The 25,506-nt window shown below is 63.0% G+C and carries 22 protein-coding genes; 13 read left to right on the forward strand and 9 right to left on the reverse strand.

What is annotated here, in order from left to right:
• Window positions 1–17: 17 nt before the first annotated feature.
• Both ACGYLA_RS08230 and ACGYLA_RS08235 read left to right on the forward strand, forming a co-directional pair.
• Window positions 18–524: a peptidylprolyl isomerase gene (locus tag ACGYLA_RS08230; RefSeq protein WP_271691518.1), complete on the forward strand. Its 507-nt coding sequence runs from the start codon at window positions 18–20 to the stop codon at window positions 522–524.
• Window positions 517–1,071, forward strand: a complete 555-nt coding sequence (locus ACGYLA_RS08235; protein WP_394431749.1) for a peptidylprolyl isomerase — start codon at window positions 517–519, stop codon at window positions 1,069–1,071. Before ACGYLA_RS08230 ends, ACGYLA_RS08235 begins: the two co-directional genes overlap by 8 nt.
• A gap of 229 nt (window positions 1,072–1,300) precedes the next feature.
• On the opposite strand, the gene ACGYLA_RS08240 is transcribed toward ACGYLA_RS08235, so the two are convergent.
• From ACGYLA_RS08240 to ACGYLA_RS08255, 4 genes are all read right to left on the reverse strand, one after another.
• Entirely contained in the window at window positions 1,301–1,801 is a 501-nt protein-coding gene (locus tag ACGYLA_RS08240) for a polymer-forming cytoskeletal protein (protein ID WP_394431751.1), read from the reverse strand.
• The gene (locus ACGYLA_RS08245) at window positions 1,791–3,119 is read right to left on the reverse strand and encodes a DUF5930 domain-containing protein (protein WP_394431753.1); all 1,329 of its coding nucleotides are present in this window, start codon (window positions 3,117–3,119) and stop codon (window positions 1,791–1,793) included. Before ACGYLA_RS08245 ends, ACGYLA_RS08240 begins: the two co-directional genes overlap by 11 nt.
• Before the next feature lie 193 nt (window positions 3,120–3,312).
• On the reverse strand, window positions 3,313–4,131 hold the full coding sequence (locus tag ACGYLA_RS08250; protein ID WP_209217615.1) for a ferritin-like domain-containing protein: 819 nt from the start codon (window positions 4,129–4,131) through the stop codon (window positions 3,313–3,315).
• The gene (locus tag ACGYLA_RS08255; RefSeq protein ID WP_322327569.1) at window positions 4,128–4,601 is read right to left on the reverse strand and encodes a peroxiredoxin; all 474 of its coding nucleotides are present in this window, start codon (window positions 4,599–4,601) and stop codon (window positions 4,128–4,130) included. Before ACGYLA_RS08255 ends, ACGYLA_RS08250 begins: the two co-directional genes overlap by 4 nt.
• A gap of 95 nt (window positions 4,602–4,696) precedes the next feature.
• On the opposite strand from ACGYLA_RS08255, the gene ACGYLA_RS08260 reads away from it, so the two are divergent.
• The 8 genes from ACGYLA_RS08260 to uvrA all read left to right on the forward strand — a co-directional run bounded on the left by ACGYLA_RS08260 (window position 4,697) and on the right by uvrA (window position 17,477).
• A complete protein-coding gene (locus ACGYLA_RS08260; protein WP_394431756.1) occupies window positions 4,697–8,038 on the forward strand; it encodes a DUF3971 domain-containing protein in 3,342 nt (1,113 codons plus the stop codon).
• A gap of 40 nt (window positions 8,039–8,078) precedes the next feature.
• Entirely contained in the window at window positions 8,079–9,143 is a 1,065-nt protein-coding gene (gene queA, locus ACGYLA_RS08265; RefSeq protein WP_394431758.1) for a tRNA preQ1(34) S-adenosylmethionine ribosyltransferase-isomerase QueA, read from the forward strand.
• Between the two features lie 72 nt (window positions 9,144–9,215).
• Window positions 9,216–10,550, forward strand: a complete 1,335-nt coding sequence (locus ACGYLA_RS08270; protein WP_209217619.1) for an MFS transporter — start codon at window positions 9,216–9,218, stop codon at window positions 10,548–10,550.
• Window positions 10,551–10,615: 65 nt separating this feature from the next.
• Window positions 10,616–11,215 carry a DUF924 family protein gene (locus tag ACGYLA_RS08275; protein ID WP_394431760.1) on the forward strand — a complete coding sequence of 200 codons (600 nt, stop codon included), beginning with the start codon at window positions 10,616–10,618 and terminating at the stop codon, window positions 11,213–11,215.
• Between the two features lie 97 nt (window positions 11,216–11,312).
• Window positions 11,313–12,707 carry a dihydrolipoyl dehydrogenase gene (gene lpdA, locus ACGYLA_RS08280; protein WP_394431762.1) on the forward strand — a complete coding sequence of 465 codons (1,395 nt, stop codon included), beginning with the start codon at window positions 11,313–11,315 and terminating at the stop codon, window positions 12,705–12,707.
• A 72-nt stretch (window positions 12,708–12,779) separates the two neighbouring features.
• On the forward strand, window positions 12,780–13,343 hold the full coding sequence (locus tag ACGYLA_RS08285; RefSeq protein ID WP_394431764.1) for a methyltransferase domain-containing protein: 564 nt from the start codon (window positions 12,780–12,782) through the stop codon (window positions 13,341–13,343).
• A gap of 6 nt (window positions 13,344–13,349) precedes the next feature.
• Complete coding sequence (locus tag ACGYLA_RS08290) at window positions 13,350–14,525, forward strand: MFS transporter (RefSeq protein WP_394431766.1); 1,176 nt, start codon at window positions 13,350–13,352, stop codon at window positions 14,523–14,525.
• A gap of 66 nt (window positions 14,526–14,591) precedes the next feature.
• Entirely contained in the window at window positions 14,592–17,477 is a 2,886-nt protein-coding gene (uvrA, locus tag ACGYLA_RS08295) for an excinuclease ABC subunit UvrA (RefSeq protein ID WP_394431768.1), read from the forward strand.
• A gap of 36 nt (window positions 17,478–17,513) precedes the next feature.
• Here the strand turns inward: uvrA and mmsB are convergent, their stop codons facing one another.
• The 5 genes from mmsB to ACGYLA_RS08320 form a co-directional block, all read right to left on the reverse strand.
• Window positions 17,514–18,398 carry a 3-hydroxyisobutyrate dehydrogenase gene (gene mmsB, locus ACGYLA_RS08300; RefSeq protein ID WP_394431770.1) on the reverse strand — a complete coding sequence of 295 codons (885 nt, stop codon included), beginning with the start codon at window positions 18,396–18,398 and terminating at the stop codon, window positions 17,514–17,516.
• Window positions 18,395–19,438 (reverse strand): enoyl-CoA hydratase/isomerase family protein, encoded by a 1,044-nt coding sequence (locus ACGYLA_RS08305; RefSeq protein WP_394431772.1) that lies wholly within the window; start codon window positions 19,436–19,438, stop codon window positions 18,395–18,397. Before ACGYLA_RS08305 ends, mmsB begins: the two co-directional genes overlap by 4 nt.
• A gap of 7 nt (window positions 19,439–19,445) precedes the next feature.
• Window positions 19,446–20,588 (reverse strand): acyl-CoA dehydrogenase family protein, encoded by a 1,143-nt coding sequence (locus ACGYLA_RS08310; protein WP_394431774.1) that lies wholly within the window; start codon window positions 20,586–20,588, stop codon window positions 19,446–19,448.
• Between the two features lie 81 nt (window positions 20,589–20,669).
• The gene (locus ACGYLA_RS08315) at window positions 20,670–21,779 is read right to left on the reverse strand and encodes a carboxylate-amine ligase (RefSeq protein WP_394431776.1); all 1,110 of its coding nucleotides are present in this window, start codon (window positions 21,777–21,779) and stop codon (window positions 20,670–20,672) included.
• A gap of 55 nt (window positions 21,780–21,834) precedes the next feature.
• On the reverse strand, window positions 21,835–23,334 hold the full coding sequence (locus tag ACGYLA_RS08320) for a CoA-acylating methylmalonate-semialdehyde dehydrogenase (protein ID WP_394431778.1): 1,500 nt from the start codon (window positions 23,332–23,334) through the stop codon (window positions 21,835–21,837).
• A 110-nt stretch (window positions 23,335–23,444) separates the two neighbouring features.
• On the opposite strand from ACGYLA_RS08320, the gene ACGYLA_RS08325 reads away from it, so the two are divergent.
• The 3 genes from ACGYLA_RS08325 to coaD all read left to right on the forward strand — a co-directional run bounded on the left by ACGYLA_RS08325 (window position 23,445) and on the right by coaD (window position 25,483).
• Complete coding sequence (locus tag ACGYLA_RS08325; protein ID WP_271687086.1) at window positions 23,445–24,365, forward strand: LysR family transcriptional regulator; 921 nt, start codon at window positions 23,445–23,447, stop codon at window positions 24,363–24,365.
• A gap of 61 nt (window positions 24,366–24,426) precedes the next feature.
• Window positions 24,427–24,861, forward strand: coding sequence for a CBS domain-containing protein (locus tag ACGYLA_RS08330; protein ID WP_394431780.1), 435 nt, complete (start codon window positions 24,427–24,429; stop codon window positions 24,859–24,861).
• A 124-nt stretch (window positions 24,862–24,985) separates the two neighbouring features.
• Entirely contained in the window at window positions 24,986–25,483 is a 498-nt protein-coding gene (coaD, locus tag ACGYLA_RS08335) for a pantetheine-phosphate adenylyltransferase (RefSeq protein WP_067265450.1), read from the forward strand.
• The last annotated feature ends 23 nt before the right edge of the window (window positions 25,484–25,506 follow it).

Genomic DNA, 25,506 nt, shown 5'->3' on the forward strand with positions numbered 1-25,506 from the left:
AACCAAAGGATTGCCCCATGGCCGAGATCAAAGACCCCGAGAACACCATCCTGATGGAACTGAAAGGCGGCACCGTTGTCATCGAGTTGATGCCCGACCTTGCGCCCAAACATGTGGAGCGGATGAAGGAACTGGCCCGCGCCGGGAAATACGACAACGTCGCCTTCCACCGCGTGATCGAAGGTTTCATGGCCCAGACCGGCGACGTGGCCAACGGCAACATGGAAGACAACTTCAACCTGCGCGCAGCGGGCACTGGCGGCTCGGACCTGCCGAACCTGCCTGCGGAATTCTCCAAGGTTCCGCACGCCCGCGGCACCATCGGTGCGGCCCGTTCGGCCAATCCCGACAGCGCCAACAGCCAGTTCTTCATCAACTTCAAGGACAATGACTTCCTCAACGGTCAATACACCGTTTACGGGCAGGTCATCTCGGGCATGGAGCATGTCGACGCGATCACCCGGGGCGAGCCGCCTGCGAACCCCGACCGCATGATCTCCGTCAAGGTGGCCGCAGATGCGTAAGATCGCCACCTCCAGCGCCGTTCTGGCGCTTCTCGGCTCGGCGGCCATGGCCACCGGGCTCGAGATCGAGGTCGCGGGCGAGGCCAATGGCACCGTCAAGATCGACCTGCTCGAAGACGTCGCGCCCAACCACGTGGCGCAGATCACCGAACTGGCCGAGGAAGGCGCCTATGACGGGGTGGTCTTCCACCGCGTGATCGACGGCTTCATGGCCCAGACCGGTGACGTGCAGTTCGGCCGCGCCGATGGCGACACTGCCCGCGCGGGCATGGGCGGCTCCGAGAAGCCCGACCTCAAGGCCGAGTTCTCGGACATCGCCTATGAGAAGGGCGTCGTCGGCATGGCCCGTAGCCAGAGCCCGAACAGCGCCAACAGCCAGTTCTTCATCATGTTCGACGAGGCACCCTTCCTTGACGGTCAGTACACCGTCGTTGGCAAGGTTACCGAAGGGCAGGACGTGGTCGATGCCATCAAGCGCGGCACCGGCCCGAACGGCGCCGTCGTGGGCACGCCGGACGTGATGAAAACGGTCACGGTGACCGAGTAACGTCCCGACTAGCATCGTGTGGGGTGGGCTTGCTCTCCCCACGCCTCGGCCAGCTCAGGCCCTGATGAAATGAGCGTTATCGCCAGTGTTCTGCCAGCAACGCAGCGGGGCGAAATTCCCGAGCTATTAATTTTTATGAAGCGGGCAGGGCGCAGCGTAGCCTGTCCCCCCAAAAGCAAACAGGCGCCGCATTGCCTGCGACGCCTGCGAATGTTCAGCCTGCCGAAGCTTAGGACGCGGGGTTCGGCTTCTGCGCGGGTGCGGATTTCGCGCCGGGGTTCAGCGGGTCGTCCTGACGCTGCACGGAGCCTTCGAAATGCGCGCCGGATTCGATCGCGATGGTCTTGTGGATGATGTCGCCCTCGACCCGCGCGGTCGATGTCAGGCGCACCTTGAGGCCACGCACGCGGCCCACGATGCGGCCATTGATCACCACGTCATCGGCAACCACTTCGCCCTTGATCGTCGCCGTCTCACCGATGGTCAGCAGATGGGCGCGAATGTCGCCTTCGACGGTGCCTTCAACCTGAACGTCGCCCGTCGTTTTCATGTTGCCGGTCACATGCAGGTCCGAAGACAGAACGGATGCAGGGGGCTTGGCCTTGGGCGCGCTGGCCTTGAATTCGCTCTGCTTAGAGGGCGGGGGGGCCGAGGATGCACCGGAGGGTGCCGGTTTGGACACATCTGCATCCTGAGGGGCGGGATCGTTGATTTTGCTTTTAGAAAACATCGTTTGCAGCCTTGATATAGATCATGGGATTGACAGCTTTGCCACCTACGCGGACTTCATAGTGCAGATGAACTCCGGTGACCCGTCCTGAGGCACCCATATCACCGATATGTTGCCCGCGCGAGACTCTTTGACCAACTTTCACGCGCAGCTTGGACATGTGGGCATAACGGGTCTCAATGCCGAACTCATGCTGGATCTTGACCAGACGGCCATAGCCCGAGGACCAGCCTGCGTGAATCACCACGCCATCGGCGGTCGCATAAAGCGGCGTGCCCATCCCGGCGGCAAAGTCGACGCCCTTGTGCATGCGGCGGCCACCGGTCTTGGGATCGCGGCGATAGCCGAACTGGCTGGTGAAGCGGAAAGCGTTTTTAACCGGGTTCGCGAAGGGCGCCTTTTCGGCGGCGATCCGGTAGAGGTTCAGCCGGTCCATCTGGCCGAGCAGCTTGTTCGCGCGCAGCGTGTCGGGGCTCAGTTCTTCGCCGCGGGTGGTGAAGGAGAGCGGCGTCATCGGGCCACCTTGGCCGGAATAGCCACGGCGCACGGTGGCGAGGATACGGTCGGTCGGCATGCCCGCGCTGCGGAACATCTTGTCAAGCGGGGCGACAGAGACGCTCATCGCTTCTTCAAGCTGGCGGAAGATCGCGTCGTTCTGGTCGCGCATCAGCGCGATTTCCTGCGCCATCTCATCGGCCTGCAACAGCGCATCCTGCGCGTCGACCACGACCTTGTCGCGCTCCGCCGCGGTCCGGGCGAGGGCTTGGGCAAGGAAATCGACCGGCGCTTGATCGGCATCGGCGCGCAGGCTGCCTGCCTCGCCATTCTCAAGGCTGCCTTCCAGTTCGGCCAGTTTCAGCCTAGCCTTCTGGCGGTCTTTCATCGTGTCGCGCAGGGTGGATTGGATCACCTCGATCCCGGTTTCCAATTCGCGGCGGCGGGTTTCAGAGGCCAGCAGTTCGGACTGCATGACGGAAATCTGCGTGAGCGCGGCGTTAAAGCGGTCTTGGGCGGCAAGCGCCTCTTCGGCGCGCAGGTCGCGCTGCGCGGAAAGCTCGTTCAGCCGGGCCTGATAGGTGCGCTGGTCGCGTTTGGCCTGTTCGCGAAAATTGCCGGAGCCGATGCTATCCATCAAGATGATCGCGGTGGCGATGATGGCCCATGAAACCAGAAAGGCCGATCCTGCCAACCCAACGATTTGCGTGCCGGGCCGCAGGCGGATGAAACGGGTGTCGCTGTCGGATTTCAAAAAGACGCGGCGTTCGGGAAAGTAATGCTCAAGCAGAGCATGCGTCTTGATGGCAATCCGTGTGCGCACGTTGTCGTCCTTTGTCCCGTCCCGTCGGCGCGGGGGGCTCGCCCCATCCGCGCCCAACGTCAATAGCCAGTGCCCGCGAATGGGGCAACCCTATTGACCCGCGCCTGCGCGGCATTCCCCCATTCGTCCAAAAAAGCGCTTTTTCATTGGCAAAAATCCGCCGATACCAAACACTTGCTGCGTCAGGCCCGGTTCAGCTTGGCCCGCCATCCGCGGTCAGGGGCCAGTAGAAATCGGGCGGGATTCCCGCCTCGGCGCGCTTTTCCTCGTTGAACGGCGGCTTGAGATCGCCGTGGAAATACTTGCGCACGAGGGCATGAAAACGGTCCTTTGGGTCGTCGTCATGACGGCCACAGAGGAAGTGAAACCACTTGCTGCCATAGGCCACATGGGCAACCTCTTCGGCATAGATCGTCTCAAGCGCGGCCACGGCGCTGTCGGCCTTTGCTTTGCGGAAAATCTCGATCATGCCGGGGGTCACATCAAGGCCGCGGGCCTCCAGCACCATCGGCACCACGGCGAGGCGGCCCATCAGATCGTCCACCGTGTCTTCGGCGGCGCGCCACATGCCGGCATGGGCGGGCATGGCACCGTAATGGCTGCCCATTTCCTCAAGACAATCGCACATCAGGTTGAAATGTTTGGATTCGTCATCCGCTGCTTTGACCCAATCGTCATAAAAGCCCAAGGGCAGCGGGACATGGGAGAAGCGGGCGATCACATCCCAATGCAGGTCAACGGCGTTCAACTCGATATGCGCCACGGCATGGAGCAGCGCGGCGCGGCCTTCGGGCGTGCCGGGACGGCGGCGCGGGACGTCGCGGGGCGAGAGCAACTCGGGCTGTGCAGGCCGGGCAGGGTGCAGCGGCGGGTCGGCGCGGCCCACCTCGGGGCGTTCACCGGCCTCCCGGGCCGAGAGCCACTGCGCCGCATATTTCCGCGACAGCGCCGTCTTCTCGCGCCCATCCGCCGTGCGCAGCACCGCCTCGGCCATTTCCGCCAGCGGCATCATGCGCCGCGCACCGCGTCGAGCACGGCATCCACATGGCCCGGCACCTTAACCTTGCGCCAGACCTGCGCAATCTGCCCTTCGGCGTCGATCAGATAGGTCGCGCGTTCAATGCCCATGGATTTCTTGCCGTACATGTTCTTTTCGACCCAAACCTCATAGGCTTCGGTCACCGCGCCGTCGGTGTCAGACAAAAGCGGCACCGTCAGCGCATGTTTGGCGGCGAATTTGTCGTGTTTGTCCATACTGTCGCGCGAAATGCCAAAGACCTGCACGCCTGCCTCGGCGAAGTCAGACAAACGCTCGGAAAAGCCGATCGATTCCTTGGTGCAGCCGGGCGTGTCGTCGCGCGGGTAGAAGAACAGAACCACCGGCGCGCCGCGCAAGGCAGAGAGCGTGATCTCGCCACCGCCGGTCACGGGAAGGGTGAAATCCGGGGCCGGTTGGCCGGGCTGGGGTCCGATCTGCGACATGGGGCGGTTCCTTTGGCTTGTGAAGGGTCGTTCAGGGCTGTCATACTGCATCTGATTTGACAACGTCAAAGCCGCCCAAACCGAACCGGAGCCCGATGCGCGACCCGTCCCTTTCCAGCCCCCCTGCGCCAGATGGCGAAGGGCCGCCGCGCCGCCGGTCGCGCCGCCGCGCGGGGATCGTCTCGGCTGTGGTGCTGGTGCTCTTGGCGGCGCTGGCCACCGGGGCGGCGGTCTATTTCACCGGGCGTCCGATTCCGGCGCCGCTTTGGGTGCAGACACGGATCGAGGCGCGGATCGCTTCGGCCCTGCCGCAGGCGCGGGTGGATTTCGGCGCGATGGAATTCGTCGTTGATGAGGGATGGCGCCCCCGCGTGCGTTTGCAAGACATCTTTGTCACCACGCCCGAGGGCGATGAGATCGTCAGTTTCAATGAGTTCAAGGCCAGCCTGTCGATGCGGTCCCTGCTGCGCGGTGTGGCGCAGCCGCGGGCGATTTCGCTTTCGGGCGTGGTGGCCAACCTGCGCCGCGGGGCGGATGGCCGGGTGAGCCTGAGCGCCGGGGCCGGAATCGCCCCGCCCGAGCGGGAGGCCGCCACCCTGCCGCAACTCATCGGCCAGATCGACGAGGTGCTGGCCGCACCCGCGCTTTCCGCCCTCCGCTCGGTCGAGCTGCGCGCGCTGACGCTGCGGTTCGAGGATGCCCGCGCGGGCCGCGCTTGGACCGGAGATGGCGGGCGGCTGCGCCTGTCGCGCCATGGCGATGCGCTTGACCTCTCGGCGGACCTCGCGGTGCTCAGCGGGGGCGCGGGGGTGGCCACGCTCACCGCCAATTACAGCAGCCAAATCGGTGAGAATGCCGCGACATTTGGCGTCACGTTCGACGGGGTCGATGCACGCGACATCGCGGCGCAGGGGCCTGCCTTTTCGTGGCTTGAGGTGCTGCGGACCAATATCTCGGGCGCGGTGCGCAGCGGCATCGACAGCGCAGGGCGTTTCGCGCCGATCAACGCCTCTTTGCAGATCGGCAAGGGCGTCTTGCAGCCCAACCCGCAGACCAAGCCGATCCCCTTCGATGGGGCGCAGAGCTATTTCAGCTACGACCCCGCGCGCCAGCTGTTGCGCTTTGACGAGATGTCGCTCGACAGCCCTTGGGTCTCGGGCAATATCACCGGCAGCTCGCAACTGGGCGATGTCACGGGCGGCATTCCGGGGCGGATGGTGGGGCAGTTCAGTCTGCGCGATCTTCGGGCCAATCCGGCGGAGGTCTACCCCGAAACGGTGGCCTTGGATCAGGCGGATATCGACTTTGAACTCAGCCTTAATCCGTTTCGCCTGAAGCTGGGCCGTCTGGAGATCAGCGATCAGGGCCGCAACCTGCGCCTTGATGGCGCGTTGGTGGCCGAGGCGGAGGGCTGGAACCTGTCTCTCGATGGGCGGATGGACCGGCTCAGCCCCGAACGCCTTCTGGCGCTCTGGCCCGAGGGGGTGAAGCCCAAGACCCGCAAATGGCTGGATGAGAACCTTCACGCGGGCCGGATGCGCAACCTCGATCTGGCGCTGCGCATGGCGCCGGGGCAGGCGCCGCAGACCTATGTCGCCTTCGACTATGCCGGGGCCGAGGTGCGGTTTCTGAAGACCCTGCCGCATATCACCGATGGCAGCGGCCATATGAGCCTGCTCGACAACCGCCTTGTCGTCACGGTGGACGCGGGCGAGGTCATCGCGCCGCAGGGCGGGGCGGTGACGCTGGATGGGTCCTCTTTCATCATTCCCGATGTGCGGGTGAAAGACGGCAGCCCCTCGGTGATCCGGCTCAACACGCGCTCCACCCTGACCGCGGCGCTGTCGCTGCTGAACCAGCCGCCGATGCGGGTGATGGAAAAGGCCGGGCTGCCCGTGACGCTCGCGGATGGGGAGGCGGTGCTGAAAGGCACGCTGGCGCTGCCGTTGAAAAAGGGCGGCAAGCCCGAAGATGTGCGCTATCACTTCGCGGGGGACCTGCTGGCGCCCTCGACCGATACGCTGGTCAAAGACCGCAGCCTTCAGGCCAGCAAACTGTCCATCACCGCGAACAATGAACGCATCAGCATCGGCGGCGCGGGGCGTATCGACGGGGTGGGCTTCGACGGGGAATGGTCGCAGGCGATCGGCCCCGGCTCGGATGAAAGCCGCCTGACCGCGCAGGTGGCGCTGACCCCGGCGGGGCTCGAAGCCTTTGGCGTGGCACTGCCCCCCGGCAGCCTGCGCGGTGAGGGGCGCGGGCGGATTGCCGTGGACCTCAAGAAGGGCGAAGCGCCGCGCTTCACCCTGCAAAGCGATCTGGCGGGCCTGGGTGTCTCGGTCCCGCAACTGTCCTGGAGCAAGGCGACGAAAACCAAGGGCGAGTTGCGACTGGCGGGGCGTTTGGGCGAGACGCCGAATATCGACGCCTTTCAATTGAACGCGCCGGGGCTGCGGGTGGCGGGCTCCATCGACCTTGCCCCCGGCGGCGCATTGGACCGGGTGCGGATCGACCGGCTGCGGCGGGGCGACTGGCTGGATATCCCGTTGCAACTGATCGGGCAGGGCAAGGGCAACCCGGTGCAGGTGGTGCTGGGCGGCGGCACGCTCGACATGCGCCGGGCCGAGTTCGGCGGGGCTGAGGGGCAAGCTGGGCCGCCAATGCGCGTGGCGCTGGACCGGTTGCAGATCACCGACACGATTTACCTAACCGATCTTTCGGGCACATTCGACACCGCCAAGGGGATGGACGGCGCCTTTACCGCCCGGCTCAATGGCGGCACGCCGGTGCAGGGGCGGGTGCTGCCCCAAGCGGGGCGCAGCGCGGTACGGGTGGTCTCGGACGACGCAGGCGGGGTTCTGCGCTCTGCCGGGTTGGTGAAACAGGTGGTCGGGGGCAACCTGTCGCTCACCCTGCTGCCCGTGGGTTCGGGCGGTGCCTTTGACGGGCAGCTCACGGTCAGCGATGTCGCCATTCGCGACGCGCCGGGGATCGCGGCGCTGGTCAATGCCATCTCGGTCGTCGGGCTAATCAACGAGCTCAACGGCGATGGGATTTACTTTGACGATGTGGAGGCGAACTTTCGCCTGACCCCGAACCGCCTGACCTTGACCGAGGCCAGCGCCGTGGGCGCTTCCTTGGGCCTGTCGATGGATGGGGTCTATGCGCTGGATAGCGGATTGATCGATATGCAGGGCGTGATCTCTCCGGTCTATATGTTTAACGGGATCGGGTCGCTCTTTACCCGCAAGGGCGAGGGGCTGATCGGGTTCAACTACCGGCTCACGGGGGCCGCGAAAGACCCCAGCGTTTCGGTCAACCCGCTTTCGGCGCTCACCCCCGGCATGTTCCGCGAGCTGTTCCGCCGCCCGCCGCCCCAGCCGCCACAGGTGCAGGGCCAAGCGAATCCGGTTGCCCGGGTGCCGGAGGAACGCTAAGCGCCGAAGCGACCCTGCCGCCAGACCCGGAGCCGCGCCGATGAAGCTTTCCGATTTCGATTTCGACCTGCCTGAGACCCTGATCGCCACCCGCCCTGCCAACCCGCGTTCCTCCGCGCGGTTGCTGGTGGCGGAGGGTGACACTCTGCACGACCGGCGCGTGACCGACCTGACAGACTGGCTGCGCCCCGGCGACCGATTGGTGCTGAACGACACCCGCGTGATCCCCGCACGGCTGAGCGGCATTCGCCACCGCGCCTCGGCCCAAGGGGCGGTGCAGGCCAAGATCGAAGTCACCCTGTTGGAGCCGCGCGGCGACGGCACTTGGTCGGCGCTGATCAAGCCGCTGCGCAAGCTGAAGATCGGCGAAGAGGTCGTCTTTTCCGACAATCTGCGGGCGACGTTGGAGGCGGTGGAAGACGGGCAGGGGCATCTGCGGTTCAACTGCGCGGGCGATGATTTCGACGCGGCGCTTAATGCCGCGGGGGCGATGCCGCTGCCGCCCTATATCGCCGGCAAACGTGCCGCTGATGCGCAGGACATGACCGACTACCAGACCGTCTTTGCCCGCCACGCGGGTGCGGTCGCGGCGCCCACAGCCTCGCTGCATTTCGACGAACCGCTGCTCGAAGCACTGGCCGCGAAGGGCGTGAGTTTTAGCCATGTCACCCTGCATGTCGGCGCGGGCACTTTCCTGCCGGTCAAGGTCGACGACATCTCGGAACACAAGATGCACGCCGAATGGGGCCGGGTTAGCGCAAAGGCCGCTGAAGAGATTGCCGGCACCCGCGCCGCCGGAGGGCGCGTGATCCCCGTGGGCACCACCGCCCTGCGCCTGATTGAGACGGCGGCGCGCGAGGGTGAGATCACCGCATGGGAAGGCGACACCGACATCTTCATCACGCCGGGGTTCAAGTTCAACGTGGCCGACGGGCTGATGACGAATTTCCACCTGCCTAAATCGACGCTGATGATGCTGGTCTCGGCCCTCATGGGGGTGCAGCGGGTGAAAGACATCTATGCCCATGCCATCGGCGAGGGCTATCGCTTTTTCTCCTACGGCGATTCCTCCCTTCTGCTGCCTGAGGCGCAAAAACCCGCTTGAATGTCGCACTAGGGGGTGACTAGCCTGCGATTGCCGTCCATGGGAGGGCTTGGGCGAACAAGGAATTGACTGATGATTCAAGTGGTTTCAAGCGCATGGGCGCTTTTGCTGGGCATGTGCCTGTTGATGGTCGGCAACGGCATGCAAGGCACGCTGCTGGGTATCCGCGGCGGCATCGAAGGGTTTTCGACCTTCCAGATGTCGATCGTCATGTCGGCCTATTTCGTGGGCTTCCTTGGCGGGTCGCGCATGGCGCCGGGGATGATCCGGCGGGTGGGCCATGTGCGGGTCTTTGCGGCGCTGGCCTCACTGATCTCGGCGGTGATGATTATCTATCCGACATTCCCAAACACCATCGTCTGGTCGCTGGGCCGGGTGCTGATCGGCTTTTGCTTCTCCGCCGTCTACGTGACCGCGGAAAGCTGGCTGAACAACGCCGCCACGAACGAAAACCGAGGGCAGGCGCTCTCGGCCTATATGATCGTGCAGACACTGGGCATCGTGATCGCACAGGCGCTCTTGCTGACCGCCGACCCCTCGGGCTTCGTGCTCTTCGTCATCCCCTCGGTGCTGGTGAGCATCGCGGTGACCCCGATCCTTCTGTCGATCAGCCCGACACCGCCTTTTGATACCACCAAACCGATGAGCCTGCGCGAGTTGATGGACTTCTCGCCGCTGGGCTGCGTCGGCATGTTTCTTCTCGGCGGCGTCTTCTCCGCGCAGTTCGGCATGGCAGCGGTTTACGGCGCCGAAGCGGGGCTGAGCGTCGGGCAGATTTCACTTTTCGTGGCGATGTTCTTCGTCGGCTCCGTGATCCTGCAATACCCCATCGGCTGGATCTCGGACCGCATGGACCGCCGCAGCCTGATCGTCATCGTCGCCACGCTCGGCGGTATCGGCTCGGTCATCGGGATGACGCTGGGCCATGTCTTCCCGATCCTGCTGGCCACGGCCTTTCTGGTGGGCGGCATGTCGAACCCGCTCTACTCGCTGCTCATGGCCCACACCAACGACTTCCTGGAGCATGAGGACATGGCCTCGGCCTCGGGTGGGATGATATTTATCAACGGCTTGGGCGCGGTTCTGGGGCCGGTGATCACCGGTTGGATGATGGGCACGGCGCTTGGGCCGGGGGGCTTTTACCTCTTCACCGCCGTGCTTTTCGCCGCTCTGGCCGCCTATGCCTCCTATCGTAAGACACAGCGTGCCGCGGTGCCGGTCGACGAGACAGGCAACTACGTGCCGATCTACCCTTCGGCCACTGCCGTGGCCGTGGAGATCGCGCAGGAATATATCATTGAAACGGAACAGGAGGCCGCCGAGGAGGCTGCCCAAGAAAACGCCGAAGCAGAGAAAAACGCCCCTGATAGCGATAACGATGTCGCGGATGACATAAAACGTGACTAGGCTTTTGCGGTAAGACGTTCTTAACTTTAACGAAACGCCCAGATTGCGGCAAAGGAGTGTGCGGGATGGCTGCCACAAATGCAGAACCCCAGGATGTACTGAATTTCTGGCTCGAAGACGTAGGTCCGGCCGGCTGGTACAACAGTTCCGAAACGTTGGACGCTGATATCCGCGCGCGTTTCGAGGGGCTTTGGGATGAGGCGCAGGCTGGCAAGCTGAACCATTGGCTGACCAATCCCACCGACGGGCTGGCCTTTCTGATCCTGGCCGATCAATTCCCGCGCAACATGTTTCGTGACACGGGCAAGGCGTTTTCCAGCGACCGTATCGCGCTGGCGGCGGCAAAACTGGCGATCGAGAAAGGCTGGGACATGCGGGTTGAGGCGCCCGCGCGGCAGTTCTTCTACCTGCCGCTGATGCATTCCGAGAACCTCTGCGATCAGGACCGCTGCGTGCGTCTGATGTGCGAGCGGATGCCGAAAAGCGATGGCAGCAACCTGCTCCACGCCCGCGCGCACCGCGAAGTGATCCGCCAGTTTGGCCGCTTTCCCTATCGCAATGCGGTGCTGTCGCGCAGTTTTACGGCACAGGAAACCTCCTATCTCGAAGAGGGCGGCTATGGCCGGACGGTCAAGGACCTGCGCGCGGAACTTCAGGCGGCCTGAGCCTTCGGCGTGCCGTGGCAACACGCGTGGTTGTGGCGATTGCAAATATGGTTTAGCGGTAAACTATATTTGCAAACCCTAACGCGAGGTCCTTGCCATGGCTGCCAAATCCTTTGATCTGATCGTGATCGGTGCGGGGCCGGGCGGCTATGTCGCCGCGATCCGTGGCGCCCAGCTTGGCCTGAAGGTCGCGGTGGTCGAACGGGAGAATCTCGGCGGCATCTGCCTGAACTGGGGCTGCATCCCCACCAAGGCGCTGTTGCGCTCTGCCGAAGTGTTCCACCTGATGCACCGTGCCAAGGACTTCGGTCTGGCGGCGGATAAGATCGACTATGATCTCGCCGCCGTGGTCAAACGCTCGCGCGGCGTGGCCAAGCAGATGGAAGGCGGGGTCAAACACCTGCTGAAGAAAAACAAGGTCGATGTCTTCATGGGCGAGGCTTCGATCCCCGCGAAGGGAAAAGTCTCCGTCAAAACCGACAAGGGCGGCGAGGAGTTGACGGCCAAGAACATCGTGCTGGCCACCGGCGCACGGGCCCGCGAATTGCCGGGGCTAGAGGCGGACGGCAAACGCGTCTGGACCTATCGCCATGCCCTTCAGCCCGCGCACGACCCCAAGAAACTACTGGTTATCGGGTCCGGTGCCATCGGCATCGAATTTGCGAGCTTTTACAACACCCTTGGCGCCGATACCACGGTGGTCGAGGTGATGGACCGCGTGCTACCTGTCGAAGACGAAGAGATTTCGAAATTCGCCAAAAAGGCATTCGAAAAACAGGGCATGACCATCATGCAAAAGGCCACGGTCAAGAAGCTCGACCGTGCGGACGACAAAGTCACCGCCCATATCGAACGGGACGGCAAGGTCGAGAAGCTTGAGTTCGACACCGTGATCTCAGCCGTTGGCATCGTCGGCAATACCGAAGGGCTGGGGCTGGAAGAGCTTGGCGTCAAGGTTGACCGCACCCATGTCGTGACGGATGAATATTGCCGCACCGGGATCGATGGGCTCTTTGCCATCGGCGACATCGCGGGGGCGCCTTGGCTTGCGCATAAGGCCAGCCACGAGGGCGTCATGGTGGCCGAGCTGATCGCGGGCCAGAAACCCCATCCCGTCAAACCCGAAAGCATCGCCGGCTGCACCTATTGCCACCCCCAAGTCGCCTCCGTTGGGCTGACCGAGGCGAAGGCCAAAGAGCAGGGCTATGCCATCAAGGTCGGGCGCTTCCCCTTCATCGGCAATGGCAAGGCCGTGGCTTTGGGGGAGCCTGAGGGGCTGGTGAAAACCATCTTCGACGCCAAAACCGGCGAACTTCTGGGCGCGCATATGGTCGGGGCCGAGGTGACGGAACTGATCCAAGGCTATGTCGTAGGCCGCCAGTTGGAGACCACCGAAGAAGACCTGATGAACACCGTCTTCCCGCATCCGACGCTCAGCGAGATGATGCATGAATCCGTGCTCGACGCTTTCGACCGCGTGATCCATATGTAAGGCGCGCGGGGCAGGGCGCGCCCAACGCGCCTTGCCCCGTCGCACTTCGGCCAAACCGTTGGGAGCCATGTCGTGGTCAGCCTAAACCGTGTCGTCATGCACCGCAGCACCCGCCGGATGATTGACCGTTTGAACCCTGAAACGCTGGACGCCGCCGAAATCTCCGGCAAGTTCGGCAAACGGTTCACGTTCCAGAGCTACACCCAGTTCGCCTATCCGACCTATGACATCTGCGCAAATCCCTTAACCGATCCGGCGAGCGGTGCCGTGCGGCAGTTCGATCTGATCCTCGCCAATCAGGTTTGGGAGCATCTCGACCGGCCCTATACGGCACTGGGCCATGTTCAACAGATGCTCAGGCCGAGGGGATATTTCTGGATCGCCGTGCCGTTTTTCATCCCCTTTCATGCGGCCCCAAATGACAACTCCCGTTGGTCCGCCCGGGGCCTGAAGAACCTGCTGATCGAGGCCGGGTTCGACGCGCACCGGATCAACGCCAAACAATGGGGCAACCGCGCCGCCGCCGCACGCAATCTGGAGCCTGACTGGCCCCCGGCTTTCGACAAGGCCATAGATGATCTGACCAATGATCCCGAAATGCCGCTCTGCGCATGGGCGCTGGCCCAGAAGGCTTGAGGGCAGATGGCTGAACACACCTCCTTTCTGCGCGTCTTTGCGCTTTGGGCCGCGGGGCTGGGGGCGGCTGCGCAATATGGCAAGATGAGTGTCATCTTCGACCTGCTGCCGGATATCTACCCGCAGGCCGGGGCGGCGCTTGGGTTCTTGGTCTCCTCGGTGGGTGGTGTCGGTATCCTCCTTGGTGTCGTGGCGGGGCTGGTGGTCGCCCGGGTCCGCTATCGCCGCGCGCTCCTCTTCGCCCTCTGGCTTGGCGCGGCCGTGTCGGCTTTTCAGGCGTTCTTGCCGGGCTTTGGCTGGATGCTGGCCAGCCGCGTCGTCGAAGGGCTGTCACATCTGGCCATCGTCGTCGCCGCGCCGACACTCATTGCGCAGCTTAGCGCTGTGAAAGACCGCGGGTTTACGCTGACCCTCTGGGGCACCTTCTTTGGCGTCGCCTTCGCTGTCCTGACGCTTCTTGGCCGTCCGCTCGCATTGAGCTGGGGGGTGCCAGCGCTTTTCACCGTTCACGCGGCTTATATGGCGGGCTGCGCGCTGGTGCTCTCCGCCAGTCTGCGCAGCTTGCCGGAGGAGGGCGCGCAGCCGCCGTTCTCCCTGCCGCAGATACTCCGCGATCACCTTGCGATTTACGGGTCACCCTTTCTCTCCGCTCCGGCGGCGGGGTGGTTGTTCTATACAGTCAGCTTCGTCTCCATCCTCACTGTTTTGCCGCCCTACCTCCCCGAGGCATGGCGCGCGGTCACCATGGCCGCCATGCCGCTCACCAGCATCGCGGTGTCGATGACCATCGGAGTGGCGCTGCTGCGCCGCCTGCCAGCGGTCTACGTCGTGCAAACGGGCTTTGGCCTCTCGGCCCTTTCCATGGTCTGGCTCTGGCTCGCCCCCGGCACCCCGCTGGCCTGTCTGGCACTTGCAGGGGCCATGGGGCTGATTCAAGGGGCAAGTTTCACCGCTGTGGCGCAACTGAACACCGGCCCTGCTGCGCAGGCGCAGGCCAACGGCGCGGTGGCGCAGATGGGCAACCTCGGCAACAGCCTCGGCACGCCGGTCATGGCCTTCGGTCTGGCAAGCTTCGGCGCCGCGGCGCTGCCGTTACTTGCGGGCGGGGCCTTCGTTATGGGGCTTGTGGCACATCTCCTCCTCGGTGCGGCCCGACGTCGCAGGCAACGTGTTCCTGTTTAGTTCTCGCTTTTCCGTTGGAAAACACTGCATCAGCACCTATGTACAAATCGTTAAGAGGGGCATGTGATGGCTGAGCTGAAGAATATTGAAGTGCGCGGCGCGCGCGAGCACAATTTGAAGAACATCGACGTGGATATTCCACGGGACCAACTGGTTGTGATCACCGGGCTTTCTGGTTCCGGCAAGTCGAGCCTTGCCTTCGACACGATCTATGCCGAAGGGCAGCGGCGCTATGTGGAATCGCTCTCGGCCTATGCGCGGCAGTTCCTTGATATGATGCAAAAGCCGGATGTGGATCACATCTCCGGCCTCAGCCCCGCCATCTCGATCGAGCAAAAAACCACGTCGAAGAACCCGAGGTCGACCGTCGGCACGGTGACCGAGATCTACGACTACCTGCGTCTGCTCTTCGCCCGCGTCGGCACGCCCTATAGCCCCGCCACGGGCAAGCCGATCGAGGCCCAGCAGGTGCAGGACATGGTCGACCGGATCATGACGATGGAAGAGGGCACGCGGGCCTATCTGCTGGCCCCCATCATCCGCGACCGCAAGGGTGAATACCGCAAGGAATTTATTGAGTTGCGCAAGCAGGGCTTCCAGCGGGTCAAGGTAAATGGCGACTTCTACGATCTGGATGAGCCGCCCACCTTGGATAAGAAATTCCGTCATGACATCGACGTCGTCGTCGACCGGATCGTGGTGCGCGAAGGTTTGGAAACGCGGCTTGCGGACTCGCTTCGCACCGCGCTCGACCTTGCCGATGGGATCGCCGTGCTAGAGACGGCCCCCAGCGAAGGTGAGCCGGAACGCCATACGTTCTCCGAGAAATTCGCCTGTCCCGTCAGTGGTTTCACCATCCCCGAGATTGAGCCGCGGCTGTTCTCTTTCAACGCGCCCTTCGGGGCTTGCCCGTCTTGTGACGGCCTTGGGGTCGAGCTTTTCTTCGATGAACGTTTGGTGGTGCCGGATCAAAACCTGAAGATCTATGATGGTGCGCTGGCGCCTTGGCGTAAGGGGAAGTCTCCGTACTTTAAGCAGACCATCGAAGCCATTGCGAAACATTATAATTTTGATCAGAAGACCCGTTGGAAAGACCTGCCTGAAAAGGTCCAGAACGTCTTCCTCCATGGTTCCGGTAAGGAGGAGATCACCTTCCGTTATGATGAGGGCGGCCGCGTCTATGAGGTGAAGCGGGTTTTCGAAGGGGTCATCCCCAACATGCAGCGGCGCTACCGCGAAACCGATAGTAATTGGGTGCGCGAGGAGTTCGAACGCTACCAGAATAACCGCCCCTGTGGCACTTGCGGCGGCTATCGCCTGCGGCCCGAAGCGCTGGCGGTGCGGATTGGCCCGCGCGACGGTGGTGAAGATGAATTGCTGCATATCGGCAAAGTGGTCGAGATGTCGATCCGCGAGGCTTTCGACTGGTGCAAGACGGTGCCAGACCATCTGACCGATCAGAAGAACGAGATTGCCCGGGCCATTTTGAAGGAAATCCGGGAACGTCTTGGTTTCCTAAATAACGTTGGTCTTGAGTACCTTACGATGTCACGTTCAAGTGGTACGTTAAGTGGCGGTGAGAGCCAGCGCATTCGTTTGGCGAGCCAGATCGGCTCGGGGCTGACGGGGGTTCTCTATGTTCTTGATGAGCCATCGATTGGCTTGCACCAGCGCGACAATGACCGTCTGCTCGATACATTGAAGAACCTGCGCGATCAGGGGAACACCGTGATCGTGGTGGAGCACGATGAGGAGGCCATCCGCGAGGCGGATTACGTCTTTGATATTGGGCCGGGGGCTGGGGTCCACGGCGGACAGGTTATCAGCCATGGCACGCCGCAAGAGGTTGCAGCCGATCCGAATTCAGTTACGGGTCAGTACCTTACCGGCGTTCGCGAAATCTCCGTCCCGGCGAAGCGGCGCAAGGGGAATAAGAAGAAGTTGCAGGTGGTAAAGGCCACCGGCAACAACTTGCAGAATGTGACGGTGGACTTTCCGCTGGGGAAATTCGTCTGCGTGACGGGCGTGTCGGGGGGCGGCAAATCGACCCTGACGATTGAAACCTTGTTCAAGACCGCTTCGATGAATCTGAATGGGGCCCGGCAGACGCCAGCGCCATGTCAAACGATCAAGGGGTTGGAGCATCTCGATAAGGTCATCGACATTGACCAACGCCCGATTGGGCGAACTCCGCGTTCGAATCCAGCGACTTACACCGGGGCCTTCACCCCAATCCGCGATTGGTTTGCCGGTCTGCCGGAGGCCAATGAGCGCGGCTATAAGCCCGGGCGCTTCTCCTTCAATGTCAAAGGGGGGCGTTGCGAGGCCTGTCAGGGCGATGGGGTCATCAAGATTGAGATGCATTTCCTGCCAGATGTCTACGTGGAATGCGAGACCTGTAAGGGCGCGCGTTATAACCGTGAGACGCTCGAGGTGAAGTTCAAGGGCAAGAGCATCGCAGATGTCCTTGATATGACTGTGGAAGATGCGCAGAACTTCTTTGCCGCGGTGCCGTCGATCCGGGAGAAGATGGACGCGCTGATGCGGGTCGGCCTAGGGTATATCAAGGTGGGTCAACAGGCGACGACGCTTTCGGGCGGTGAGGCGCAGCGGGTGAAACTCAGCAAGGAGCTGAGCAAACGCTCGACGGGGCGCACGCTTTACATTCTGGATGAGCCAACCACCGGTTTGCACTTTGAAGACGTGCGTAAGCTTTTGGAAGTGCTGCATGAATTGGTTGATCAGGGCAACTCCGTCGTGGTGATTGAGCACAACCTCGACGTGGTGAAAACCGCGGATCACATCATCGATATCGGTCCCGAGGGCGGTGATGGCGGGGGCCGTGTTGTGGCCACGGGTACGCCCGAAAAGGTCGCGGAAGTGGCTGAGAGCTACACGGGGAAGTACCTCAAGCCCATGTTGCGCAAGGAGACGAAAGTGGCGGCGGAATAACCGCCGCCACTTCACCGTGTCAGTTATGTTAGGGGCTTAGCCCTTATATCCGCGCTGTTCGAACCGCGGGAGCATGGCGGAGAAATCTTTGCCCTTGCCGCCTTCTTCTTCGACGAAGCGGGTGTAGAGCTCTTTCGCCAGTGCGCCCATGGGCGTGTCGGCATTGGCCATTTCAGCGGCTTGCTGCGCGAGGCCAAGGTCTTTCAGCATCAACTCCGCCGCGAAGCCCGGTTTGTAGTCATTGTCGGCAGGCGACTGCGGACCGACTCCGGGGGCAGGGCAGTAGGCGTTCATCGACCATGAATAGCCGGAGGACGTGCTGACCACGTCGAACATCCGCTCCCGATCTAGGCCCAGCTTGTCGGCCAGCGCGAAGGCTTCGCAGGTGGCGATCATCGTGGCGCCGAGGATCATGTTGTTGCAGATCTTCGCGGCTTGGCCAGCGCCTGCGTCGCCGCAGTGTACGGCCTTTTGACCCATGATGTCGAAGAGCGGTTTGGCTTTCTCGAAGGCCGCCTCCGCACCACCTGCCATGAAGGTGAGCGTGCCGCCCTGTGCGCCGCCGATGCCGCCGGAGACGGGGGCGTCGACGAAAAGCAGCCCGGCTTTCTGCGCCGCCTCTGCCGCGAAACGCGCGCTTTCCACATCGACGGTGGAACAGTCGATCAGCAGCGCGCCGGGGGCCATATGGGCGACAGCTTCTTCGGCAACTTGGCGCAGGATCGCGCCATTGGGCAGCATGGTGATGACGACATCGGCGTCGGTCACCGCTTCGGCGATGGTCTTGGCTTCGGCTACCCCTTCGGCGGTGGTGCCAGCCACGTCATTGCCGCGCACCGTATGACCCGCGGCGGCGAGGTTGGCCGCCATCGGGCCGCCCATGTTGCCCAGTCCGATGAAACCGATTGTGAGTTTGCTCATGAATTTTCCTCCAACTTCAATTCGTTGTCGCCCAAGGGGGCGAGCATGGCTTCGACATCGGCCTGCGGTACGTTCCAAGCGGCATGTTGCCAGTTGGGGCTGCGATCCTTGTCGATGATCGCGGCGCGCACGCCTTCGATGAAGTCGCCTTTCTCCAGTGACCGCGCGGTAAAGCGGTATTCCTGTTGCAGCGCCGGGACCATGCCGATGCCCGGGCCGCGCAGACGGCGGAGCATTTCCAGCGTGCAGCCCATCGACAGGGGGGAGCTGCGGCGCAGGGTCTTCAGCGTCTCGGCGGCGAAGGCGCTTTCCGATATGGAAAAGGTGGCTTCGATCTTTTCCAAATTCTCCGGGGCGAAAAGGTGATCCACCTCATCTTGAACCTCGGCCAGTCTAGATGGGGGCGGGGTCGTCGCCGCGCGGTCGAGGATGAAGGGATCGCCGTTCTCTTCCAGTTGCGCGATTAGCTCGGGCCATTGGTCCTCGGGGATGAAGTAGTCGGCAAAGCCCGCGTGCAGCACATCCGCCGGACCCATGCGCGCCCCGGTGAGGCCGAGGTATTCGCCCATCCGCCCCGGCGCTTGCGCCAGCAGCAGCGTGCCGCCCACGTCTGGCACCAGTCCGATGCCGCATTCCGGCATGGCGATCTTGCTCGCCTCCCCCACGACGCGGTGCGAGCCGTGGCAACCGATGCCGACGCCGCCGCCCATGGTGAAGCCCTGCATGAAGGAGATCACCGGCTTGGGGTAGCCATGCAGCTTGTTGTTGAGCCGGTATTCATCGGCCCAGAACTGCCGGGCGAAATCGTAATCGCCCTCCTTGCCGGTCTGGTAGAGTTGCGCGACGTCGCCGCCAGCGCAGAAGGCTTTCTCGCCCTCCGCGTCCAACACGACGACCGCGACCTCCGGGTCGTCGCGCCAAACATCAATGGCCTTCTCGATGGCGATACACATGTCGTAGCTCAGCGCGTTCAGCGCCTTGGGCCGTGTTAGGGTGATGCGGCCCGCGCGACCCGTTTTGCGGATGTCGATGTCACTCATGGGGGCCTCAGCGGTTCTTGAGCATGTCGCGGGCGACGATCACGCGCATGATCTCATTGGTGCCTTCGAGGATCTGGTGCACCCGCAGGTCGCGGACCAGCTTCTCGATGCCGTAGTCGGCAAGGTAGCCGTAGCCGCCGTGCAGTTGCAGACATTGGTCGACGACCTTGCTGCCGGTCTCGGTCACGAATTTCTTGGCCATGGCGCAGAACTTGGTGGCGTCCGGCGCACCGGTGTCGAGCTTCCACGCCGCTTGGCGCAGGAAGGTGCGCGCGGCCTGCAACTCGATCTCCATGTCGGCGAGACGGAACTGCAGCCCCTGGAACTGGTCGATGGTCTGGCCGAAGGCCTTGCGGTCGCCCATGTATTCCAGCGTCTTGTTCAGCGCGGTTTGTGCCGCGCCAAGCGAGCAGGCGGAGATGTTAAGCCGCCCGCCGTCGAGCCCCGCCATGGCGTATTTGAAGCCTTTGCCCTCTTCACCGACAAGGTTCTCGGCCCCGATCTTGCAATCGTCGAACTGCACCAGCGCGGTCGGCTGGCTGCGCCAACCCATCTTGTCTTCCAACCCGCCGAAGCTGAGGCCGGGGGTGCCGTCCTCGACATAGACGGTCGAAACCCCGCGCGCGCCGTCGTCGGAGGTGCGCACCATGGTGACATAGGCATCCGAATAGCCGCCGCCCGAGATAAAGGCCTTGGTGCCGTTCAGCGTGTAGCCCTCATTGCTGCGCTCGCAGCGGGTCTTCAGCGCCGCCGCGTCGGAGCCGGAGCCGGGTTCGGTCAGGCAGTAGCTCAGCACCGTCTCCATGGTCAGCACCTTGGGCATGACGCGCTCTTTCATCTCGTCACTGGCGAAAGTGTCGAGCATTTTGGCGCACATGTTATGGATTGAGAGGAACGCCGCGACCGAGGGGCAGGCCATCGAGAGCGCCTCGAAGACCAGCGTGGCGTCGAGGCGCGTGAGACCCGCGCCGCCGGTTTCCTCGGAGACGTAGAGCCCGCCAAAACCCAGCTCGCCGATCTGCGGCCACAGCTCCTTGGGAATGGTGCCATCCTTCTCCCACTGCTGGGCATGGGGGGCGATATTGTCCTGCCCAAAGGCATGGGCCATGTCGAAAATGGCGGTCTGTTCCTCGTTCAATGCGAAATCCATCGCGGCTCCTCCCTGAAGTCATGTGCCCTTGGAACTGAACACTTGTTTAATTCTATCAGCCGAAAGGAGTCGCAACAAGCGTCACAGATCGGCGTGGTATTCCTCTATCAACTGGCGCACGACCGCTTCGCCGCCTTTGCCCTCGGGGGCGTCGGCCCAGACTTTGCGCTGCCGGTCGGCGGAGGTGCCCTGTTTGACGACATCGCGCAGGGCGCAGACCTCGTCCAAACAGCCAAGCGCCTCAGCGTCTTCGGCGATCAGGCCGATGATCTCTTCGAACAGTTGGTCGAAGGGTTTGAGGGTCGGCCCGCCAAAGTCGATCAGCGTCTCGTTCACCCCGTAGCGCTGCGCGCGCCAGCGGTTTTCTTCAATCAGGAAACGGTCATACTCGCGCCAACGCAGGTTGCTGTCGCGCAGGCGCAGGAGGAAGCGCGCGATAGACTGGGTCAGACCCGCCAGCCCAAGCGCATGCGACAGGCGCGGCTGCACATCGCAAATGCGGCTTTCCAGCGTGGGGTAATGGGTCGAGGGGCGCAGGTCCCACCATATTTTCGATTGATCGGGAATGATGTCGAGGTCGATCAACGCCTGCGTGCTGCGCTCATATTCCCCCCAGCTATGAAGCAGCGGCGGCAGGCCGGTGCGCGGCATGCTCTCCATCACCGCAAGTCGGTAGGAAGCCAACCCGGTGTCTTCGCCCTGCCAATAGGGCGAGGAGGCCGAGAGCGCCAGCAGATGTGGCAGGAAATAGGAGAACTGCGGCATCAGATCGATGCGCAGGTCATCGCCCTCGATCCCCACATGCACATGCATCCCGCAGCTCAACATGCGGCGGGCGACGTTTTCCAACTCGTTCTCGATCTTGGCGTAGCGTTCCTTGTGGGTGATCTCCTGGTTCTTCCAATCCGAAAACGGATGGCAGGACACGGCGATGGGGGCGAGGTTGTGTTTGGCGGCATGTTTGGCGATGGTGCTGCGCAGGTGGCGCAAATCATCGCGGGCCGCGGCCACATCGGTGCAGGGCTTCGAGCCGATCTCGATCTGACATTGCAGCATCTCGGGGCTGACCTGATCGCCGAGGTCCTTGCGGCAGTCTTCCATCAGCCCTTCGGGCGTGTCAGCCAGCGCCAGTGAATCCTTGTCGACTAGAAGGTACTCTTCTTCGATACCGATGGTGAATTCTTTTTGCATGGCGCTGGCCTCGTTCAATGGGGCCGACTGCCGCGGGGGCAGCCGGCGTGATGGATCACTCCATCACGGGGATGGAGAACTCGCCACCCTCCTTGATGCCGCTCGGCCAACGGGCCGTGACGGTTTTGGTGCGGGTGTAGAACTTGAACGCATCCGGACCGTGCTGGTTCAGATCGCCGAAGACGGATTTCTTCCAGCCGCCGAAGGTGTGATAGGCCAGCGGCACCGGGATCGGCACGTTCACGCCGACCATGCCGATGTTGATGCGGTTGGCAAAGTCACGCGCCGCGTCGCCGTCACGGGTGAAGATCGCCGTGCCGTTGCCGTATTCATGGTCCATCGCGAGGCCAAGCGCCTCTTCGTAGTCCTTAGCGCGGACGCAGGTCAGCACGGGGCCGAAGATTTCCTGCTGGTAGATGTCCATGTCCTTGGTCGCGCGGTCAAACAGGTGCGGGCCGACGAAGTAACCGTTCTCGTAGCCCTGAAGTTTGAAATCGCGCCCATCGACGACCAGTTCCGCGCCCTGATCGATGCCGGTCTGGACCAGACGCTCGATATTGGCCTTGGCGGCGGCGGTGACCACAGGGCCGTAGTCCACGTCATTGCCCGCGGTGTAGGGGCCGACTTTTAGCTTCTCGATGCGCGGCACCAGCTTCTCGATCAGGCGGTCGGCGGTTTCCTCGCCCACCGGCACTGCGACCGAGATCGCCATGCAGCGTTCGCCCGCGGCACCGTAGCCCGCACCCACCAGCGCGTCGGCGGCCTGGTCGAGGTCGGCGTCGGGCATGATGATCATGTGGTTCTTGGCACCCCCGAAGCACTGCACGCGTTTGCCGTTGGCGCAGCCGGTGGCATAGATGTACTCGGCGATCGGGGTGGAGCCGACGAAGCCGACGGACTGGATCACGTCATGGTGCAGGATCGCGTCGACCGCTTCTTTGTCACCGTTGACGACCTGGATGATGCCCTTGGGCAGACCGGCTTCTTCCAGAAGTTCGGCCAGCATCAGCGGGACGGAGGGGTCACGCTCGGACGGTTTGAGGATGAAGGCGTTGCCGCAGGCGATGGCGGGCGCGAACATCCACATCGGGATCATGGCGGGGAAGTTGAAGGGCGTGATGCCCGCGGTAACACCCAAGGGCTGGCGCATGGAGTACATGTCGATCCCGGGGCCGGCGCTGTCGGTGAAATCACCCTTCAGCAGTTCCGGCGCGCCGATGCAGTATTCCACCACTTCGAGGCCACGCTGCACGTCGCCGGCGGCGTCGGGCAGGGTCTTGCCGTGCTCGCGGCTCAGCGCCTCGGCCAGCTTGTCCATGTCGCGGTTCAGCAAGGCCACGAATTTCATCAATACGCGGGCGCGACGCTGCGGGTTGGTGGCCGCCCATTTCGGCTGCGCGGCTTGGGCGTATTCCACGGCCTTGTTCAACTCGTCGCCATTGGCGAGCGGCACCTTGGCCTGCACCTCGCCAGTGGCGGGGTTCATCACATCGGCAAAGCGCCCGGAGGTGCCTTTGACATGTTCGCCGTTCAGGTAATGCGTCATCTCTTGCATGATCGGTCTCCTCTATGGTTGGCGGCACGATAGCCTTGCAAAAAGAACCGGAACAGAGGAAGGATGGCAAAACCGTCTTGCATTTTTGCAAAACGTAAGAGGGCAGGTAGATGGATCAGAATTGGGATGACCTGCGGCTGTTTCTGGCCGTCGCACGAGAGGAAAGCCTGTCAGGCGCGGGTAAGCTGCTCCGGCTCGATCCAGCGACGCTGGGCCGCCGCATGGCACGGTTAGAAAAGGCGTTGCAAACCGTCCTCTTCGTGAAATCGCCACAGGGCTATATGCTGACCGAGGCGGGGCGAGACCTCATGCAACGGGCAGAGCGGGCCGAACAGGCGATGCGCGCGGCCACCGCCGGGGTGCAGGTGCAAAGCGATCAGCTTTCGGGGCAGATCCGTGTCGGCGCGCCCGATGGGGCGGCGAACTATCTGCTACCGCAGGTCTGTGCGGCCATTGCCGCGAAGAACCCCGATCTGGACGTGCAGATCATCGCATTGCCGCGCGTCTTCAACCTGTCCAGGCGCGAGGCGGATATGGCCATCGGGGTGAGTGCGCCCACGGCGGGGCGGCTGGTGGTGCAAAAAGTGACGGACTACCACCTCCATCTCGCCGCCGCGGAAAGCTATCTGGCGCAGCACCCCGAGGTGACCGCCGTGGGCGATCTGCAAGGGCATCGGATGGTCGGCTATATCCCCGATATGATCTTTGACCGTGAGTTGGATTACCTTGCGGACCTTGGCATCAGCCGGGTGGCGCTGGCGTCGAATTCCGTCTCCGTGCAGGTGCGGATGATCCAGCAGGGCGGGGGGATTGGGGTCGCGCATGACTTCTCGCTCGCCGCGACGCAGGGGGTGCGGCGCATCCTTACCGATGCCGTGAGCCTCAAACGCGCCTTCTATCTGATCCGCCACGCCGATGACCGCCGCAACGCGCGGTTGGCGGCCTTTGCCGAGGCGCTGGCCACCGGACTGCGGGCCGAGACCGCGCGGCTGGAGGCGCTGACCTCGGGCCGGACTGCGCCAAAAGCTTGACAGAAAAGGATTTCGCGGTGACGCTGGAGGTGACTTTGCCCTGTACCCAAGGAGGCGCCAGATGCTCGTATCGCAGATTCTCAAGACCAAGCCCGATGACAAGGTGGTGACGGCCAAACCCGGATTGGCGATCTCCGAGGCGGCGGCGATGCTGGCCGAGAAACGGATCGGGACGCTGGTGATCTCGGCGGATGGTAAGACGCCGGATGGGATTCTGTCCGAGCGGGACATCGTGCGCGAGCTGGGCCGCGCGGGCGCGGGCTGTCTGGAGCAGGCGGCCGAAACCCTCATGACCCGGAAATTGGTGACCTGTAGCCGCGACGACCGGTCCGATGCGGTGCTGCAAAAGATGACCGATGGACGGTTCCGCCATATGCCGGTGCTTGAGAACGGCGAACTGGTTGGGCTGATCTCCCTCGGCGATGTGGTCAAAGCACAATTGCAAGAGCTGTCGATGGAGAAACAGGCCCTTGAAGGCATGATCATGGGCCACTGAAGCGGCCTTTAAACTGTGGCCCCCGCCGACTGACGGCGGGGCAATGCTACCGCTAACCGACTTGCGCTTGGGGCGGTGAAATGATTGGCTGTGCCGCAACGCAGCAGATACGCAGGACAATTACATGCGCATAGCCCTTTACCCTGGTACGTTCGACCCGATCACGCTGGGGCATATCGACATCATCCGCCGCGCGGCCCGTATGGTCGACCGGCTGGTGATCGGCGTGGCCATCAACCGCGACAAGGGGCCGTTGTTCACCCTCGAAGAACGGGTCGCCTTGATCGAAGCGGAATGCGCGCAACTTGCCGAAGAGACCGGCGTCGAGATCGTGGTGCATCCGTTCGAGAACCTGTTGATCGACTGTGCGCGCGATGTCGGGGCCCAGACCATCGTGCGCGGCCTGCGCGCCGTGTCCGATTTCGAATATGAGTTCCAGATGGTCGGCATGAACCGGCAGTTGGACGATTCCATCGAGACGGTCTTTTTGATGGCCGAGGCCACGCATCAGGCAATTGCCAGCAAATTGGTGAAAGAGATCGCGCGGTTGGATGGGGATGTCAGCAAATTCGTGACGCCGGCGGTGAATAAGGTGCTGATTGAGCGGTTTTCGCAGAGGTAGCGTCTGGAGTGGTGAGTGGGCCG

This window comes from Sulfitobacter sp. 1A13679, assembly GCF_043557115.1.
GTDB classification, from domain to species: domain Bacteria; phylum Pseudomonadota; class Alphaproteobacteria; order Rhodobacterales; family Rhodobacteraceae; genus Sulfitobacter; species Sulfitobacter faviae.